Annotated in this window: 17 protein-coding genes and 1 pseudogene; 12 read left to right on the top strand and 6 right to left on the bottom strand. The window is 49.1% G+C overall.

Translation table 11 applies throughout. From position 1 onward, the window contains the following. Positions 1-17: 17 nt before the first annotated feature. Positions 18-497 carry an acyloxyacyl hydrolase gene (locus C2M29_RS06285; protein ID WP_105188943.1) on the bottom strand — a complete coding sequence of 160 codons (480 nt, stop codon included), beginning with the start codon at positions 495-497 and terminating at the stop codon, positions 18-20. Between the two features lie 273 nt (positions 498-770). On the opposite strand from C2M29_RS06285, the gene C2M29_RS06280 reads away from it, so the two are divergent. Continuing rightward, positions 771-1,922, top strand: coding sequence for a tetratricopeptide repeat protein (locus C2M29_RS06280; RefSeq protein WP_105189320.1), 1,152 nt, complete (start codon positions 771-773; stop codon positions 1,920-1,922). 83 nt (positions 1,923-2,005) lie between these two features. Here C2M29_RS06280 and minE read toward each other — a convergent pair whose 3' ends face one another. From minE to minC, 3 genes are read right to left on the bottom strand one after another with little or no spacing between them, the layout of a single operon-like run. Then, the gene (gene minE / locus C2M29_RS06275; protein WP_105188942.1) at positions 2,006-2,266 is read right to left on the bottom strand and encodes a cell division topological specificity factor MinE; all 261 of its coding nucleotides are present in this window, start codon (positions 2,264-2,266) and stop codon (positions 2,006-2,008) included. 1 nt (position 2,267) lies between these two features. Beyond that, on the bottom strand, positions 2,268-3,077 hold the full coding sequence (gene minD, locus C2M29_RS06270) for a septum site-determining protein MinD (RefSeq protein ID WP_105188941.1): 810 nt from the start codon (positions 3,075-3,077) through the stop codon (positions 2,268-2,270). Positions 3,078-3,082: 5 nt separating this feature from the next. Further along, positions 3,083-3,823 carry a septum site-determining protein MinC gene (minC, locus tag C2M29_RS06265; RefSeq protein WP_105188940.1) on the bottom strand — a complete coding sequence of 247 codons (741 nt, stop codon included), beginning with the start codon at positions 3,821-3,823 and terminating at the stop codon, positions 3,083-3,085. Positions 3,824-4,004: 181 nt separating this feature from the next. On the opposite strand from minC, the gene C2M29_RS06260 reads away from it, so the two are divergent. The 3 genes from C2M29_RS06260 to C2M29_RS06250 all read left to right on the top strand — a co-directional run bounded on the left by C2M29_RS06260 (position 4,005) and on the right by C2M29_RS06250 (position 5,913). Continuing rightward, positions 4,005-4,286 (top strand): YcgL domain-containing protein, encoded by a 282-nt coding sequence (locus C2M29_RS06260; protein ID WP_105189319.1) that lies wholly within the window; start codon positions 4,005-4,007, stop codon positions 4,284-4,286. A 91-nt stretch (positions 4,287-4,377) separates the two neighbouring features. Next, on the top strand, positions 4,378-5,367 hold the full coding sequence (locus C2M29_RS06255) for a lytic murein transglycosylase (protein WP_233998386.1): 990 nt from the start codon (positions 4,378-4,380) through the stop codon (positions 5,365-5,367). 48 nt (positions 5,368-5,415) lie between these two features. Further along, on the top strand, positions 5,416-5,913 hold the full coding sequence (locus C2M29_RS06250) for a YcgN family cysteine cluster protein (RefSeq protein ID WP_105188939.1): 498 nt from the start codon (positions 5,416-5,418) through the stop codon (positions 5,911-5,913). Positions 5,914-5,967: 54 nt separating this feature from the next. Here the strand turns inward: C2M29_RS06250 and C2M29_RS06245 are convergent, their stop codons facing one another. Continuing rightward, positions 5,968-6,417: a hypothetical protein gene (locus C2M29_RS06245; RefSeq protein ID WP_105188938.1), complete on the bottom strand. Its 450-nt coding sequence runs from the start codon at positions 6,415-6,417 to the stop codon at positions 5,968-5,970. 232 nt (positions 6,418-6,649) lie between these two features. Between C2M29_RS06245 and C2M29_RS06240 the strand changes: the two are divergent. Continuing rightward, a pseudogene (locus tag C2M29_RS06240) lies at positions 6,650-7,920 on the top strand (sugar MFS transporter). 255 nt (positions 7,921-8,175) lie between these two features. Here the strand turns inward: C2M29_RS06240 and C2M29_RS06235 are convergent. Further along, on the bottom strand, positions 8,176-9,096 hold the full coding sequence (locus tag C2M29_RS06235) for a hypothetical protein (protein ID WP_105188937.1): 921 nt from the start codon (positions 9,094-9,096) through the stop codon (positions 8,176-8,178). A 272-nt stretch (positions 9,097-9,368) separates the two neighbouring features. Between C2M29_RS06235 and C2M29_RS06230 the strand changes: the two genes are divergently transcribed. From C2M29_RS06230 to C2M29_RS06200, 7 genes are all read left to right on the top strand, one after another. Next, positions 9,369-9,761: a DUF3592 domain-containing protein gene (locus C2M29_RS06230; protein WP_233998368.1), complete on the top strand. Its 393-nt coding sequence runs from the start codon at positions 9,369-9,371 to the stop codon at positions 9,759-9,761. Between the two features lie 267 nt (positions 9,762-10,028). Then, on the top strand, positions 10,029-10,784 hold the full coding sequence (locus C2M29_RS06225; protein WP_105188936.1) for a DUF3450 domain-containing protein: 756 nt from the start codon (positions 10,029-10,031) through the stop codon (positions 10,782-10,784). 13 nt (positions 10,785-10,797) lie between these two features. Next, positions 10,798-12,165: a MotA/TolQ/ExbB proton channel family protein gene (locus C2M29_RS06220; protein ID WP_105188935.1), complete on the top strand. Its 1,368-nt coding sequence runs from the start codon at positions 10,798-10,800 to the stop codon at positions 12,163-12,165. A gap of 3 nt (positions 12,166-12,168) precedes the next feature. Beyond that, a complete protein-coding gene (locus tag C2M29_RS06215) occupies positions 12,169-12,696 on the top strand; it encodes a MotA/TolQ/ExbB proton channel family protein (protein WP_105188934.1) in 528 nt (175 codons plus the stop codon). A gap of 48 nt (positions 12,697-12,744) precedes the next feature. Beyond that, complete coding sequence (locus C2M29_RS06210; protein WP_105188933.1) at positions 12,745-13,155, top strand: ExbD/TolR family protein; 411 nt, start codon at positions 12,745-12,747, stop codon at positions 13,153-13,155. A 10-nt stretch (positions 13,156-13,165) separates the two neighbouring features. After that, the gene (locus tag C2M29_RS06205; RefSeq protein ID WP_105188932.1) at positions 13,166-13,771 is read left to right on the top strand and encodes an energy transducer TonB; all 606 of its coding nucleotides are present in this window, start codon (positions 13,166-13,168) and stop codon (positions 13,769-13,771) included. A 46-nt stretch (positions 13,772-13,817) separates the two neighbouring features. Continuing rightward, positions 13,818-15,131 carry a tetratricopeptide repeat protein gene (locus tag C2M29_RS06200; RefSeq protein WP_105188931.1) on the top strand — a complete coding sequence of 438 codons (1,314 nt, stop codon included), beginning with the start codon at positions 13,818-13,820 and terminating at the stop codon, positions 15,129-15,131. Positions 15,132-15,230 lie beyond the last annotated feature (99 nt).

The following is a 15,230-nucleotide window of genomic DNA, read 5'->3' as shown; positions in this document are numbered from 1 at the left end:
TTTGCCGTCATTGGCAATTAAAAATGATATGAGTAACTCATTACTATACTCTCCGAGCCCGGATTGGTTTCGCCAAACCCGGCATTGGAAATATGGCCTATTTCCGCGCGAACTCGGTGCTCCTTGGTGAGTTTGTATTTAGTGAATAGATAACTATAGAATTCAAGGTCGTAGCCCAATGAGTCCAGGTTATGGGCATAACCCACATGACTGGCTATGCCCCAGCTCCAATCATCATTGATGGTAAAGGCTTTAGCCGCACCTAGGCCGTAATATTTTTGGTCATGCTCGGCAATTATCACCAGCATTCGTGGTTGCAGTCCCCACAAGTCCTGCACCGGCTTAAGTTCATAGTCGGCATGAAGGGCAAATTCATCGAATTCATCAAATATGGCCCAACCGGCAACACCAACACTCACCGACAAGCTTTCATCGGCGGCGTTCACGGGTAAGGTAAATAAAGCGAGTACTGCAACACAAGGAATAGTTCGTTTCATCAAAGCGGCATCCGTAAAATTTATTAGGTTCTAACTAATTGTCCTTTTGTCCGTGCGTTCCATACTGGCTAACACCGCCTTAGCCAGATTCGTCCCTTAATTTAGTGTTGTCGCAATCGGCGAACTTGTCCAGCGCGATAGCAAAGACCATTTTCTTGTTTGCTAATGCGTTGTCGATTTAATACTCGACTAGGTAATCCCGAATCTGTATGTTAAAACATCAAAAATTATAAATAACAGGGATATCAGATGATTAGGTTGTTGGTGTTGAGCATGTCACTATGTGTAGTGGTGAAAAGTTGGGCTTTGGATGTTGCTACCTTGACCCCTATCGAGAAAGTCAGTGTCGCGTATGCAGGCTTTAAAGAGCCGATGGACTTTAACGTTACCTTACCGGCCAGCTATGCTAATGAGCCCGATAAGCGTTATCTGGTGTTGTTTGATCCACACCCGCGTAGCCAACCTCACCTCAGTGGTTTACAGGATTGGCTCAGTCACAATGGCGAATGGCCCTGGCTGGAAACCCTGGTAGTAACGCCTGCTTCCTATCACAGCGAATATGCTGCTTTGTTTAATAAGACGGCGGAGAATCCAAGTGATGCCGAGTTGCTGACATTTCTTGAGACTCAGGTGTTGGCGCAAATAGACAAAAAGTACCGCACCCACGACTTTAGAATTTTTAGCGGCTTTATGGGTAATGGGGCGTTTGGTCTCTATGCCTTACTTAATCGTCCACAGTTATTCGACGCCTATATTATTGCCTCGCCTTCATTGGCCGATGACTTTTTGGCGATAAGTTCAAACGCCAAAACTCAGTTGCCTAAACTTAACGATAAAATGCGCTTTGTGTATTTGGCCATGGGTGAGCATAGGTATGAACAGGGTAACCGAGAAGACACAATGGCCTTTGCCGATGCGCTTGCGGAATATGCACCCGCAGAGCTCGAATGGCATACACATCTTAATGATAAGCGCCATTATATGAGTCGCCCCGTCTTGGCGGTCGTTGAGGCAATAGAATTGCTATTTGCAGATTATCATACCCCGCTGGCACCAGACTCGGCCATTTCACAACAGGGCGTTGACGCCATTATTGCGCATTATCAAGACTTGTCTACACGTAAATACGGCTTTGAGGTCTCGGCGCAAGGCTCCCTTAAAGCCCTGGCTAAATCTAAGCTTGATAGCAATCCTGATGAAGCGCTGGCCATCTACGAAAAGGTGATTGCCCTGTACCCAGATTCCGCTTATGCCTATGCGGATCTGGCCGCAGCCTACGAAGGGCTTGGGCAAATCGACAAGGCCATTGCGCTGCAAACAACGGCGGTTGAGAAATCCAAGAACATGGTGCCGTGGCATCAGAACAATCTGCAACAGCATCTTGCAGCCTATAAGTCGAAATTAGCCACTGAACGCTCGGAATAAGTCGACTTATGGCAAGCATGTGAAACTTGGCACAATAAAAAAGGAAGCACCTTGGCTTCCTTTTTTTGCACCCAAAAAAACGATTATCTTTCTTCGTCGGGTAGCGTTACGTTTAGCTCTAATACCGCTAAATCGTCTTCATTTTGTTCCAGCTGCACCTGCACGGCATCGGCATCGATGGCGACGTACTTGCGGATCACATCAAGAATATCTTGCTTAAGTTGCGGCAAGTAATCGGGTGTACCGCGCTGTGACCTTTCGTGAGCGACTATGATCTGCAGTCGCTCCTTGGCCATTGAGGCGCTGGTTTTCTTTTCTGAACGAAAATAATCGAGTAAAGACACATTATCCTCCAAAAATCCGTTTGAATAGGCCGCGTTTCTCTACATCCAAAAAGCGGAACTCAATTTGTTCACCAAGCAGGCGGTTAATGGCATCTAGATAAGCTTGGCCGGCATCCGACTCGTTGTCCAATACCACGGGCTGGCCCTGGTTCGATGCGTTGAGTACCGCTTGCGACTCTGGAATAACGCCTAGTAGGTCGATGGCAAGAATATCGTTAACGTCTTCTACCGACAGCATTTCTCCGCGCTGTACACGCTCTGGGTTATAACGGGTCAGGAGCAGGTGCTCTTTTACCGGCTCCAGGCCTTCTTCGGCGCGGCGTGATTTGCTCTGCAAAATGCCGAGGATGCGATCCGAGTCGCGAACCGATGACACTTCCGGGTTAGTGGTAACAATGGCTTCATCGGCGAAGTACAGGGCCATCATGGCACCGGCTTCAATACCGGCCGGTGAGTCACAAACGATAAAGTCAAAATCGTTCTTTAACTCGTTAAGGACCTTTTCAACGCCTTCTTTGGTTAGCGCGTCTTTGTCACGCGTTTGCGATGCCGGTAGGATATAGAGCTTATCGACGCGCTTATCCTTGATCAGTGCCTGGTTAAGATTGGCTTCGCCATTGATAACGTTGACGAAGTCATAAACCACACGGCGCTCACAGCCCATGATCAAATCCAGGTTACGCAGGCCAATATCGAAATCGATAATCGCCGTTTTAAAGCCCTTAAGAGCAAGGCCAGTACCAATTGCAGCGCTAGAGGTTGTTTTGCCTACGCCGCCTTTACCAGAAGTAACGACAATAATTTTTGCCATGAGTTTTATCCTTTAACCAAAGCTGATATATGAAGTGAGTCTTGGCGTTGGCGAATGCAGGCGGCTTGCCCCCATAGTTCACCTTGCAGTGAGTCACTGATCCAATAACTGCCGTTCACTGAAACCAATTCGGCCTCGAGTTTTTGACAGAAGATTGTGGCGTTTTTATCACCCTGCGCGCCGGCAATGGCACGACCACGCAAGGTGCCGTAAATATGAATATGGCCATCGGCGATCACCTCGGCGCCGTGACTGACCGCGCCAAGCACTATCAGATCCCGACCTTTGGCATACACCTGTTGCCCAGAGCGCACCGTGCCTTCCACAACCATGGTTGGTTCTGGCTCGGCTGTAACTGCGGGTGCAACTGCGGGTGCAACTGCGGGTGCAACTGCGGGTTTAGAAGGCGTCTTGACTGGTGCTTTGGCCTGCTGATTATCTTTGGCGTAGTTGAGCACAGAAAAACCGGCCGTTTTAGCCTGCTGATGTTGTTCATCCGAACCACTGCAGACGCCCACGGGATTAAAGGCTAAACGTTTTAGCAGTGCGTGCAGTTGAGAAAAGTCGAGTTCGGCGCCATCGAGCGCTTCAAGATTGACAACAATAGGGGCACCGGCGAAGAATTTAGGTGCTTGGGAAATTTTGGCATCAAGCTGTTCGCTCAATGCGCTCAAATCAGATGTTAGCAGGCGTAACACCGACAGCGTGAAGAGGTTCCCTTTTAATTCGAATAATTGTTCCGACATAAGCGCTCGTACTTGTGTGGCCTGTTATTAATTATCACCAAGAAAAGTCGGTACAAACTTGCAATGGGGCTGACTTTGGTTAGGCCTTGGTGTTGAGCTTTGGCCACTAAACTTACCACATGATTTAGCTCTCATGGTATAGTGTCAAGGTGTGTTTCGCAACAACTTAAAGGCCCTAACCATGCTGTGCGCAGTATATAAGAGTAAGAAAAAAGCAGATACCTACCTTTACTTGCCAAAAAGAGATGATTTTTCCGATGTTCCACAACCGCTTATGGACATGTTTGGCACACCGCAATTTGTTATGTTGATTAATCTGGCAACAAAAACACAGCTAGCCTTGGCGGATCTTGCTAAGGTTAAGGAACAATTAAGTGAGCAGGGGTTTTATTTACAGTTACCCCCGCCAACCGAAAACATGTTGGACGAATTTAGAAAGCAAAATGGAGTAGAGCGTGATTAAAAAAATCAGCAAGTATTTAGCCAGCGCCTTTAAACCCGCAACCCTGTCTAGCCTAAGCCTGGCAGTGGCGGCGACGCTATCCTATCCCACTCTGGCAAACTCGCAGATAAAAAGTGTTGAAGAGCAACAAGTCGCCTTTGACGCTTATGTTACCAAGCTAAAAGATGAAGCCTTGGAAAAGGGCTATAGTCAGGAGCTGCTTGATACCGCGTTTGCCACCATCAAGTTTAAGCCTAAGGTGATCAGCGCCGATAAAAACCAGCCCGAGGTAAAAGAAACCCTCGAGACCTATTTACCTAAGCGTGTACCCCAGTGGAAGATTGACAAGGCCCGTGAGCTGTATAAAAAGCACCAGGGGACCTTGGAAAAAATAGCCACAGAGTACGGCGTTCAGGCACGCTTTATCGTTGCCTTGTGGGGCTTAGAAAGTAACTTCGGGCGTATTCAGGGCGGTCATCCTGTTATTTCCAGTTTGGTGACTTTAGCCTATGACGGCCGCCGCGAGGCCTTGTATAAGCGCCAGCTCTGGGCCGCACTCGATATCCTTAAAGAAGGGCATATCGATCTGGAGCACTTTAAAGGTTCATGGGCCGGTGCCATGGGGCAGACGCAGTTTATGCCAACCTCCTTTAACGCCTATGCGGTGGACTATAACGGCGACGGTCGCAAGGATATCTGGACAACAGAAGAAGATGCGTTTGCCTCTATCGCTAATTACTTAAAGAGTGTGGGCTGGAATGACGAGCTAACCTGGGGCCGCCAGGTAAAACTCCCTGCAGATTTCGACACTCAGGCGATCTTGCAGCGTGGCACCCGCACCCACAAGCAATGGCTGGAGCACTGGTCTGATTCGGAGCGCTCCCTAAGTCAGTGGCAGGAACTGGGCCTTAGACGCATGGATGGCACGGATTTACCGCAGCGCGAAATCACCGCCGCCTTAGTGATGCCCGATGACATCAAGGGTCGCATGTACCTGGCCTATGATAATTACAAGGCGCTGATGAACTGGAACCGTTCATACTACTTTGCAACCAGTGTCGGTTATTTATCGGATCGCATCGCCTATCCGGCCATTAACTAAGGCTCTAGGTTTTGTTATACTACGCCCCGATTAATTGGGGCGTTTTTTATGGTAGATGATAAATTTTGGCAGACTAAAACCTTGGCGCAAATGAGCGATCAGGAATGGGAAGCCATTTGTGATGGTTGTGGCAAGTGTTGTCTGAACACCTTTATCGACAGTGAGGATGAAGATGACTTTAGTCCCACGGATCAGCTGCGTCCCGGCGAAGAGCTGATATTTACCAATATCGTATGCCAATATTTGGATAATAAAAGCTGCAGCTGTACGCAGTATGAGAAGCGTCAAACCCTAGTGCCCTCGTGCGTTAAGCTGACCAAGGACAATATTGCCGATATCTTTTTTATGCCTAAAAGCTGTAGTTACCGACGGTTACAAGAGGGGCGGGGACTGGCTAGTTGGCATCCGCTGTTAAATAAAGGCAAAAAGTCAAAAATGCATGCGGCGGGGATCAGCGTACGCAATAAAACGGTAAAAGACTCGGATGTTCCTCTTGAAGAGTTTGAAGACCATATTGCCGAATGGCCAACCTATGATTGCGATTAAGGTATCCCGGTAGCGTTTAAAGGGGCCTGCCCAAGGCAGGCCTTAGCTTAAGGGTTACTTCATAATGACTTCACGCATGCGGTATTGACCGGTCAGCGTTCTGATCTTGGGGTATTCTTTGGAAATTTTGCGGGAGTTCTCTTGGTTTTCCTCGCCCCACTTTTTCATAAAGGCCTGGTACTTTTCCTTGTTTGGTTCAAGGTCGGCGGCATTTTCAAACCACACCACTAACACTAAATTGAAATCGCCACTGATGGGTAAATCACTGGCATAGATTTTCCAATCTTTAATGTATCCAAGCTCTTTCTGCATTTTTACTGCTTTGACCCAGGTGTCACGCAGTCCTTCTAAGTAAACATCACCCATATTGGGATCAACTTTGACTGTGGTGACCTCAAGAATCGATGTGCCCAGATCGTAATCTTTATAGACTTCGAGTTCAGCATGTACATTGCTAGCGGCAAAGGTCAGCACTGCACTGAGTAACAAGGCATACCTGTTCATATCATGTCTCCTGTATTGTTTGTTGCACCGGTGCAAACAAACGCCTTTAGTATAGGGTGTTTGGCTATGGCTGCTTGTTTTTTATTCGATCGTACCTTCCGCATTGGCGATACTCGGGGTTAACCAAGGTGCAAGTATTGAACTATATAGCTGGAACGTTCCAGTTATTTTTTTGTGACCTTGTTAAATTGCTGTGTAGAATCAAAATCAACAAGTAGACGGAGAATGATTCGTGAGTGAGATAAACAACAATCAGGCCTACGTTGCAGCGACAGAAAAAAACAGTAACTACACTTTGCCGCTTGCAGCCATGACCACCCTGTTTTTTCTATGGGGTTTTATTACAGTTCTAAATGACCTTCTTATCCCGCGCCTTAAAGCGGTATTCGATCTCAGCTATACGGAAGCCATGCTGATCCAGTTTTGCTTCTTTGGCGCTTATTTTATTATGTCCTTGCCGGCCGGTTACCTGGTAAACGGTTCGGCTATAAAAATGGCGTGGTCAGCGGTTTGTTGATCGCTTCAACCGGCTGTTTATTGTTTTACCCTGCGGTAGCGGTACATGAATACTGGTTGTTCTTAACCGCCTTATTTGTTCTGGCGTCCGGTGTGACCATCTTGCAGGTGTCGGCAAACCCTTATGTTGCCGCACTTGGCCCCGCGAAAACCGCACCCAGTCGTTTAAACCTGGCACAAGCATTGAACTCGCTTGGTACCACGGTCGGCCCTATCGTTGGTAAGTTTTTACTCTTTGGTGGCAGTGCCGCACTGGCAGCCGAAGCCGCCACCGCCGACAGTGTGAAGGTGCCCTATCTAATGTTGGCAGCGGCACTGCTCACCATCGCCGTGGTGTTCGCCATTTTGAAATTGCCGGTCATTGAATCCCACAGTGAAGAGTATGATTGCAAAGCAAAAAACCACTCTTTGACCGAAGCGCCACACCTGGTGTTTGGGGTATTGGCTATCTTTTGTTATGTCGGTGGCGAGGTTGCCATAGGCAGCTTTTTGGTGAACTATTTCGGTGAGGCGCACATTGCCGGACTGCAAGAGCATGAAGCAGCGCACCTGATTGCCTATTACTGGGGCGGTGCCATGGTCGGGCGCTTTATCGGCTCGGCGGTATTGCAAAAAGTGGCGGCGAACAAGGCGCTGCTATTTAACGCCTGTGCCACCATATTATTATTGGTGATCAGTATTAACAGCAGCGGTAAGTTGGCCATGTGGTCTGTGCTGGCGATTGGTTTGTTTAATTCCATCATGTTCCCGACCATCTTTACCCTGGCTATCGACTCACTGAGCTCGTTAACCAGCCGTGGCTCGGGTTGGTTGTGTCTGGCCATAGTCGGTGGGGCACTGGTGCCCTTACTGCAAGGTTATATGGCCGATAGCATTGGTCTGCAAACCAGCTTCTACGTACCCCTGGTATGTTACGTATTTATCGCCTGGTACGCCATGAGCCTGCCGAAGCTACTCGGTCAGTGGCGTAAAAAACTAGATAACTAATTACTTTCGTTACGCCCGGCGTACTTGAATGCACGCCGCGGTGTTATCTAGGGCCGACAAGTTTTAACGCTTGTCGGCTTTTTTGTGCCCGCTTGTGAATACGTATTCATAAGCCGATGGGGCAACATTGACTTGGAACGTTCCGATTTTTGGGGTTGACGATACGCGGTAAGTCCGAATTAAAATGCCGACACTTTGGTATCGGCATGAGCATGTCATAGCAGCACTTTAAAGTTGCGCTCTAGGTAAATCGTATTATTGGCTAGCACCAACACACAGGGCATAGGTCGTCAGTGTGCGCTTGCCAGCGGAATTAAAGTCCCCGGTGATACGCCATCCGCCGTCGCTGATTGGGTAGCTAGCTAGCACGCTGCCTTGTCCTCCTGCCAATAAATGTCCGCCGCCGACAACACGGTCACCGCTAAGGCAATATCTATCGTCGGTTACACTGCGGAGATTGTTACTGGTCTCGATGACACCGCTACTGCGGTAGGTGTTCAAGGCCGTAACGCCAGCTGCATTGGTGGGTTCACAGGTTACATCGCCGTTTTCGAAGATCTCACGTATTGAGGAGCCTGGCTCGCAAATGCCTGTGACCCGAGCCTGTTTTGTTTGCAGCTCGGCACTAACTATAAGCAATTGTTGCTCTAATTCACTGGCGCGCTGCTGTAGCGCGGAGATATCCGTATCATTAGCATCGATACGGGCATTGATGGTGACTATCTCTCCTTGGATGGCCGTGATCAGCGCCTGCATGGCCGCATCCGCAAGGACCAAGGCGGCGATATCGTTTTCATTTTGCGCTACGCGTATTTCTAATGCCGTCAGATCTGTTCTCAGGGCATCGATCAACTGACCCTGCAAATCTTGAATCGCCGTTAAGGTGGCAATATGATTTTCATTGGTGGTTACGCGCATTTCCAATGCGGTCAGTGCGGTCATTAGAAAATCGATTCGTGCGTTCTGTTCCAACTGCTCCTGCTCTATGAGGTCGAGGCGGTTGTTAATAAGGGCGATGGCATCGCCTAACTCCATTTCAAGAATATCGATGCGCTCGTTGATGGTTTGAAAGGGTTGTCCATTGGTGCTACCTTGCTCACCGCCTCCAGGAGCGGCGTAGACTGAAGTTCCCATTGCGAGACAGAGCGCGGCACTCACCATAGTTAATTTATTCATTGCATGTCCTTTAGAAATTGTTTCTTTAACAACGAACAAAGGCGCAACAGCTAAAATGCTGCTCATAAAGAAATACGTCGATTATGTGTATACGTCTTAAGATGATTCAGCACTAGGGCTGAGTTAAGCCTCAGAGAATATAGTGGCAAGGGCAGCAGGGTGCAAATTACGGTGATGATATTAAATTAGAACTTAACCAGTTATTCTTTATAATTCATATCCTTGTAAAATAATGATATAAATTTGATTGTGATTATAAATGAAGAGAGACGATGAATATTAATTTAGTGCCGTTATTTGGTGGGGTTGTCTTTGCAGCTGTTGGTGCGTATATCCTTTTCGACTATTACCGTTTTAATAAAAGTGCTCTTAAAACACAGGGCAAAATAATTGCCTATGATGAGTATCTCAGCAAGAACTCGGATGGACACCAACGCATGCAATATCGGCCGCATTTTGAGTATTCGGTCAATGGCCAGCGTTTTGTGGTTATCTCAAAAACGTCCTTTAACAGCAAAGTGGTCCCCGTAGGGCGTACGGCCGAGGTGTTATACCAGCGTGGTGACGAAGCCAATGGCCGCCTGGCCAAGGGCAATGGCTATGTGCTGGGCCTTATCTTTGTTGGCCTTTCGGCTCCCGCCTTGTACTTTGGACTCGGTGGCTAAGCACAGCCGCCGTCTTATTAAAGCACCTTAATCCACTTCTGCCGCTCAGTGCCTGACTGCGGCAGTAACTCTGCCAAAGTCGTCCCCATACGGAAATAACCTGTCCTTTTGTCTGAGTAAATCCATATAAGACATTTGTATGACATTTGTAACTAAAGTGTATTATTTGCGCAACACGGCTGTCACTTTCGTTCTCTAGACTTTCGCTCATCTTACATTCGTGCCGGAAATCCGGTACAGCATTAAGCTCAAAATAAGGTGTATGCGATGAAAGGCGTTAAACCCCTGATATTGGCTTCACTGGTGGCTGCTAGCAGCTCACAGTTAATGGCCAATGAACTTCAGACAGTTAAACAAAAAAGTGGTGAGATCAACCAATTAGCCACGCAATCTCAAACAAAAATAGACACGATTGCCGACAACATGCAAACCCGTTTGCAAAAGTTTAAGGCACTCAATAAAGAGATCGATGGCCTTAGCGTGTACAACGCTCAGCTAACCAAGCAAGTGGCCAACCAGGTCGAAGAAATGGCCAATATCAATGCCTCTATGGATCAGGTATCGGTGATTGAGCGTCAAATCACGCCGCTGATGCTGCGTATGATCGAAGGCCTTGAGCAGTTTGTTGCCCTGGACGTGCCTTTCCTTACACAAGAGCGTAACGAGCGCATTGCCAAGCTGAGTGAAATGATGGACCGCGCCGATGTCACATCGAGCGAAAAATTCCGTCGTGTCCTGGAAGCCTACCAGGTGGAAGTGGACTATGGCCGCACGATCGAAGCCTACACCAGTTTACTGGATGTCAATGGCACCGAGCGCGAGGTGGACTTCCTACGCATCGGACGTCTTGAGCTTATTTACCTTACCCGCGATGGCAAGCAAGCCGGTGCCTGGGACAAAGAGCAAAAAGCCTTTGTTAGCCTGCCGGACTCAAGCATTAGCCAAATCAGCAAAGGCTTACGCATTGCCCGTAAGCAGTTAGCCCCAGACATGTTAACCCTGCCTGTTCAAGCTGCGGAATAAGAAGGTATTGACGATGAAATTAGTGAAAAAATTTACCCAAAGCGCCGCATTAGTGGCCACTCTGGCAATGTCGCACGCGGCGATGGCCAATGACGCCATGGACCTGGACGCGCTATTAAAGACCCTACAGCAGGGCAAGATTGCTCAGTCTCAAGAAAACCAGGAGCGTGAAAAGGCCTTCCTAGCCCGTCAAAGTGAACAACTACAAATGTTGCGCAGCGCCGAGCAAACACGTAACGCCAAGCTGCAAGAGTCTGAGCGTTTAGAAACCGCGTTTGAAGACAATGAAGTAAAGCTGGCACAGCTAAGCGACACCCTGCAAAACCGCATGGGTACGTTAAAAGAGCTATTCGGTGTGCTGCAACAGGTAGCCGGCGACAGCTCAAACAAGTTTGCCACTTCAGTGGTGTCTGCCGAGCTGCAAGGTCGTGATGTGTTTATGGACGAGCTGGCGCAGCAAATGGGCTCAACCTCTAAACTTGCTTCTATCGAAGACATCGAGCAGGTGTGGTTCGAACTACAGCGCGAAATGACAGAGCAGGGCAAGGTATCACGCTTTAACACTGAAGTGATCGTCGCCGGTGGCGCCAAAGAGAACAAAGAAGTATTGCGTGTCGGTGCCTTTAACCTGGTTGCCGATGGCAAATACCTTGAATACAACAATGTAACCAATACCTTGTCTGAGCTGACGCGTCAGCCGGTTGCCCGTTACACCTCAAGTGCCGCCGAGCTACAACAGTCAAAAGACGGTTTTGTGCAGTTCGCCCTGGACCCAACAGGTGGTTCTATCCTAGGCCTATTGGTACAAGCCCCTGATACCGAAGAGCGTGTACACCAAGGTGGCACGGTAGGTTATGTGATCCTTGCGGTAGGTGCCTTGGCACTGATCATCGCCCTTGAGCGCTTTATCTCACTTATGCTTATCGGCGGCAAAATCCGTCGTCAGCTTAAAGACAGCGTAGCTCGTGATGACAACCCGCTTGGCCGTGTGATGAAGGTTAAAGATCAGTATCCCGATGTAGCCCACGACACATTAGAGCTGAAGCTATCGGAAGCCATCCTGCGTGAAATGCCGAAGATCACCCGTAACCTGACGCTGATCAAGATCATCTCTGTGGTAGCCCCACTGCTGGGTCTACTGGGTACGGTAACCGGTATGATCAACACCTTCCAGGCCATCACCTTGTTTGGTACCGGTGACCCTAAACTCATGGCCGGCGGTATCTCGCAAGCTCTGGTAACTACGGTATTGGGTCTGGTTGTGGCCATCCCAACGGTATTCCTATACACGCTACTGAATACGCGCTCTAAGAACCTGCTGTTGATTCTACAAGAGCAAAGTGCCGGCCTGATTGCTGAGCGCAGCGAAAAAGGAGCGTAAATCATGGTGCTATTGATTGATTGGATCAATGCAATTCGTGATTTTCTCGACACAGGTGGCCAGGTTCTCCTGGTCATCGGCATCCTCATCTTCGCCATGTGGTTGCTAATACTTGAGCGCTTTATGTACTTCTTCGGTGGTTATGTGAAGTACAAAAAATCGGTGCGGTCCGATTGGTACAACCGTCCGGAGCGCAATAGCTGGAATGCCGAGCAAATTCGCCAAGCGATGATCTCAAGAGCTGGGATGAAACTAAACACCAACCTGGCTTTGATCAACGTGATGGTGGCTTTGTGTCCACTGCTTGGTTTGTTAGGTACGGTTACCGGCATGATCGAGGTATTCGATGTCATGGCGGTTACTGGCACCGGCAGTGCTCGCTCTATGGCCTCGGGGGTGTCCAAAGCGACCATCCCCACCATGGCTGGCATGGTTGGCGCGCTATCCGGGGTATTTGCCTCGACCTTTTTACAGCGCCGCGCCAAACGAGAAGTCGAATTGTTAGAAGACAAGATGGTCCTGGACCACTAAGTTGCGATGATTATCTGCCTGCGCTTTGGCGCAGGCAAGGAGAGTAAAATGAGAGCCCCATTAGGTAAATTTTTTCAAGAAGAAGAAGCCGAAGAAATCAACATGACGCCCATGCTCGACGTGGTCTTCATCATGCTTATCTTCTTTATCGTTACCGCCTCGTTCGTTAAAGAAGCGGGTATCGATGTAAACCGCCCTGAAGCCGCCACCGCGGTGAAAAAGGAACGTGCCAGCATATTGGTGGCCATTTCCGATGAAGGCGAGATTTGGATCAACAAGCGTCAGGTAGACGTACGTGCGGTACAGGCCAATATCGAGCGCCTAAAAGCGGAAAACCCACAGGGTAGTGTGGTGATCCAGGCCGATAAGAAGGCCACCACGGACACCTTGATCAAGGTAATGGACGCCGCCCGCGCCGCCGGTGTGTTTGATGTATCCATCGCCGCGCAAGAAGCCTAAGGAGCGATAGATGCGTTATTTAATCGCTTTAATTATCGCCGCGGTCGTGACCTTTATGCTGTTTTTGGGCATGCAGGCGCTGATCAACGGCGGTGAAGGTGCGATGACCGAACCGGCCAAAGGCAACGTGCTTGACTTCGTGCGCTTAAAGCAAGAAGAAACGGTGGAGAAGAAAGAGCGTAAGCCGCAAAAGCCACCGACACCCAAAGAGCCACCGCCGCCGTTGGAGTCACCGCAAACACAAAGCAGCGATGCCAATGCCAGCAATGCCAACTTCGACTTTAGCGCCGATATCAGCGCCGATGTTGACCTGGGTAATGGTTTGGCACTGGAAAGCAGCGACGGCGAATACCTGCCGATCGTTAAGGTGTCGCCCGTGTATCCGCGTCGCGCCTTATCCCGTGGTATCGAAGGCTATGTGATCGTTGAATTTACCGTGACCAAGCAAGGCACGGTGCGCGATCCCAAGGTGCTCAAGGCCGAGCCCGAGTCAATCTTTGACCGTGCCGCCATGGATGCCGCGCTGAAGTTTAAATATAAGCCGCGCATCGTCAATGGCGAAGCGGTGGAAGTAGGCGGCGTACAAAACCGCATCAGCTTCGAGATTAATGGTTAATAAACTGTGCCCTGCGGGGCACAGGTTGCGATTTTAGAGGTTTACTATGAACAAGTTGAACTCACTGTTTCTTTTTGCCGGCTTAACATCGGCAACCTTAGTGCTGCCGAGCATGGCCAGCATGATCCCGGGTGTGGCCCTGGCCTCTGCCCATGCCGAGCAAGGCGAGCAAAAGACCAAGCGCGTACCGGCGCTGCGCGATAAGGTGTACAGCCAACTGGCGCGGGCGCAAAAAATGGCCGATGACGGCGATGTGGCCGGCGGTCTGGCGGCATTGGATTCGGTGAAAGAGCGCTCATCAAGCATGAACGCCTATGAAAAAGCCATGATGTATAACTTCTACGGCTTTATCTATTACAACGAAAACCGTTTGCCCGAAGCCATTAAGGCGTTTGAGCAGGTGGTTGCCGAAGACGCCATTCCCGAGTCGTTGCAGTTGAGCACCTTGTTCTCGTTGGCGCAGTTGTCGATGGCCAATGAAGACTACCAGGGCTCGGTTGCCTATCTAAATAGATGGGATAAGGTCAATACCAAGCCCAAGCCGGACAGCTATTATGTGCTTAAGTCTCAGGCCTTCTATCAAATGAACAAGTATGATGACGCCCTAGGTGCCATCAACACGGCCATTACCCTGGCGGAAAAAGACGGCAAAACCCCGAAAGAAAACTGGCTGGTCTTGCAACGTGCCCTGTATTACTCGCTGCAGCAGCCGAAAATGGTGGTCAGCGTGCTGGAGAAGATGATTGCCTTATACAATAAACCGGAATACTGGGTACAGCTCAGCGGTATGTACGGCGAAGTAGGGCGTGAAAAGGATCAGTTGGACACCATAGAAGCCGCATACCAGCAGGGTTATCTCAAAACCAGAGGGGACCTTCGCAACCTGGCGCAAATCTATATGTTTAACGGCTTGCCTTATAAGGCTGCCAAGGTAATGAAACAAGCCCAGGCCAAGGGCATCATCGAAGACAATGTCAAAAACAATGCCTTTATCGCCGAAGCCTATGTGCAGGCTAAGGAAGAGCGTAAGGCCATCGGCTTCTTTGAAAAAGCCGCAGCGGCTGAGCAATCTGGCATTTATGATCAGCGCCTGGCCGAGGTGTATATCAACCTTGAGCAGTTCTCCGAGGCAGCCGATGCCGCCCGTGAGGCGCTGGATAAGGGTGGACTGGACTTTGAGTCGAACGCCTATGTGGCCCTGGGTATGGCGCAATTTAACCTGCAAAACTTCGATGCCTCTATTTTGGCATTCGAGCAGGCTGAAAAGCACAAGCGCTCGGAGCGTTTAGCCCAACAATGGATCAAATACGTGAAAAACGAGAAGTTACACGCAGAGACATTAAAACAAGCACTTTTATAATCTATAAATTGATTTTTATATTTTATTATTATTTCTTAATTTTAGAATAAAAATAAATTGTTCTTGAAATATAATCGCAACACCAAAGCCGCCTTAGGG

This window comes from Pseudoalteromonas sp. T1lg48 (genome assembly GCF_002964785.1).
In the GTDB taxonomy this organism is placed as follows: Bacteria; Pseudomonadota; Gammaproteobacteria; order Enterobacterales; family Alteromonadaceae; genus Pseudoalteromonas.
The sequence above is the reverse complement of the archived record's forward strand: the minus strand, read 5'-3'. Positions and strand labels throughout refer to the sequence as shown.

Coding starts and splice junctions, on each gene's coding strand:
- C2M29_RS06200 (WP_105188931.1), top strand. CDS start 13,818: ATGAACAAGTTGAACTCACTGTTTCTTTTTGCCGGCTTAACATCGGCA.
- C2M29_RS06215 (WP_105188934.1), top strand. CDS start 12,169: ATGGTGCTATTGATTGATTGGATCAATGCAATTCGTGATTTTCTCGAC.
- C2M29_RS06260 (WP_105189319.1), top strand. CDS start 4,005: ATGCTGTGCGCAGTATATAAGAGTAAGAAAAAAGCAGATACCTACCTT.
- C2M29_RS06230 (WP_233998368.1), top strand. CDS start 9,369: ATGAATATTAATTTAGTGCCGTTATTTGGTGGGGTTGTCTTTGCAGCT.
- C2M29_RS06210 (WP_105188933.1), top strand. CDS start 12,745: ATGAGAGCCCCATTAGGTAAATTTTTTCAAGAAGAAGAAGCCGAAGAA.
- C2M29_RS06225 (WP_105188936.1), top strand. CDS start 10,029: ATGAAAGGCGTTAAACCCCTGATATTGGCTTCACTGGTGGCTGCTAGC.
- minD (WP_105188941.1), bottom strand. CDS start 3,077: ATGGCAAAAATTATTGTCGTTACTTCTGGTAAAGGCGGCGTAGGCAAA.
- C2M29_RS06285 (WP_105188943.1), bottom strand. CDS start 497: ATGAAACGAACTATTCCTTGTGTTGCAGTACTCGCTTTATTTACCTTA.
- C2M29_RS06220 (WP_105188935.1), top strand. CDS start 10,798: ATGAAATTAGTGAAAAAATTTACCCAAAGCGCCGCATTAGTGGCCACT.
- C2M29_RS06235 (WP_105188937.1), bottom strand. CDS start 9,096: ATGAATAAATTAACTATGGTGAGTGCCGCGCTCTGTCTCGCAATGGGA.
- C2M29_RS06205 (WP_105188932.1), top strand. CDS start 13,166: ATGCGTTATTTAATCGCTTTAATTATCGCCGCGGTCGTGACCTTTATG.
- C2M29_RS06250 (WP_105188939.1), top strand. CDS start 5,416: ATGGTAGATGATAAATTTTGGCAGACTAAAACCTTGGCGCAAATGAGC.
- minC (WP_105188940.1), bottom strand. CDS start 3,823: ATGTCGGAACAATTATTCGAATTAAAAGGGAACCTCTTCACGCTGTCG.
- C2M29_RS06280 (WP_105189320.1), top strand. CDS start 771: ATGTCACTATGTGTAGTGGTGAAAAGTTGGGCTTTGGATGTTGCTACC.
- C2M29_RS06245 (WP_105188938.1), bottom strand. CDS start 6,417: ATGAACAGGTATGCCTTGTTACTCAGTGCAGTGCTGACCTTTGCCGCT.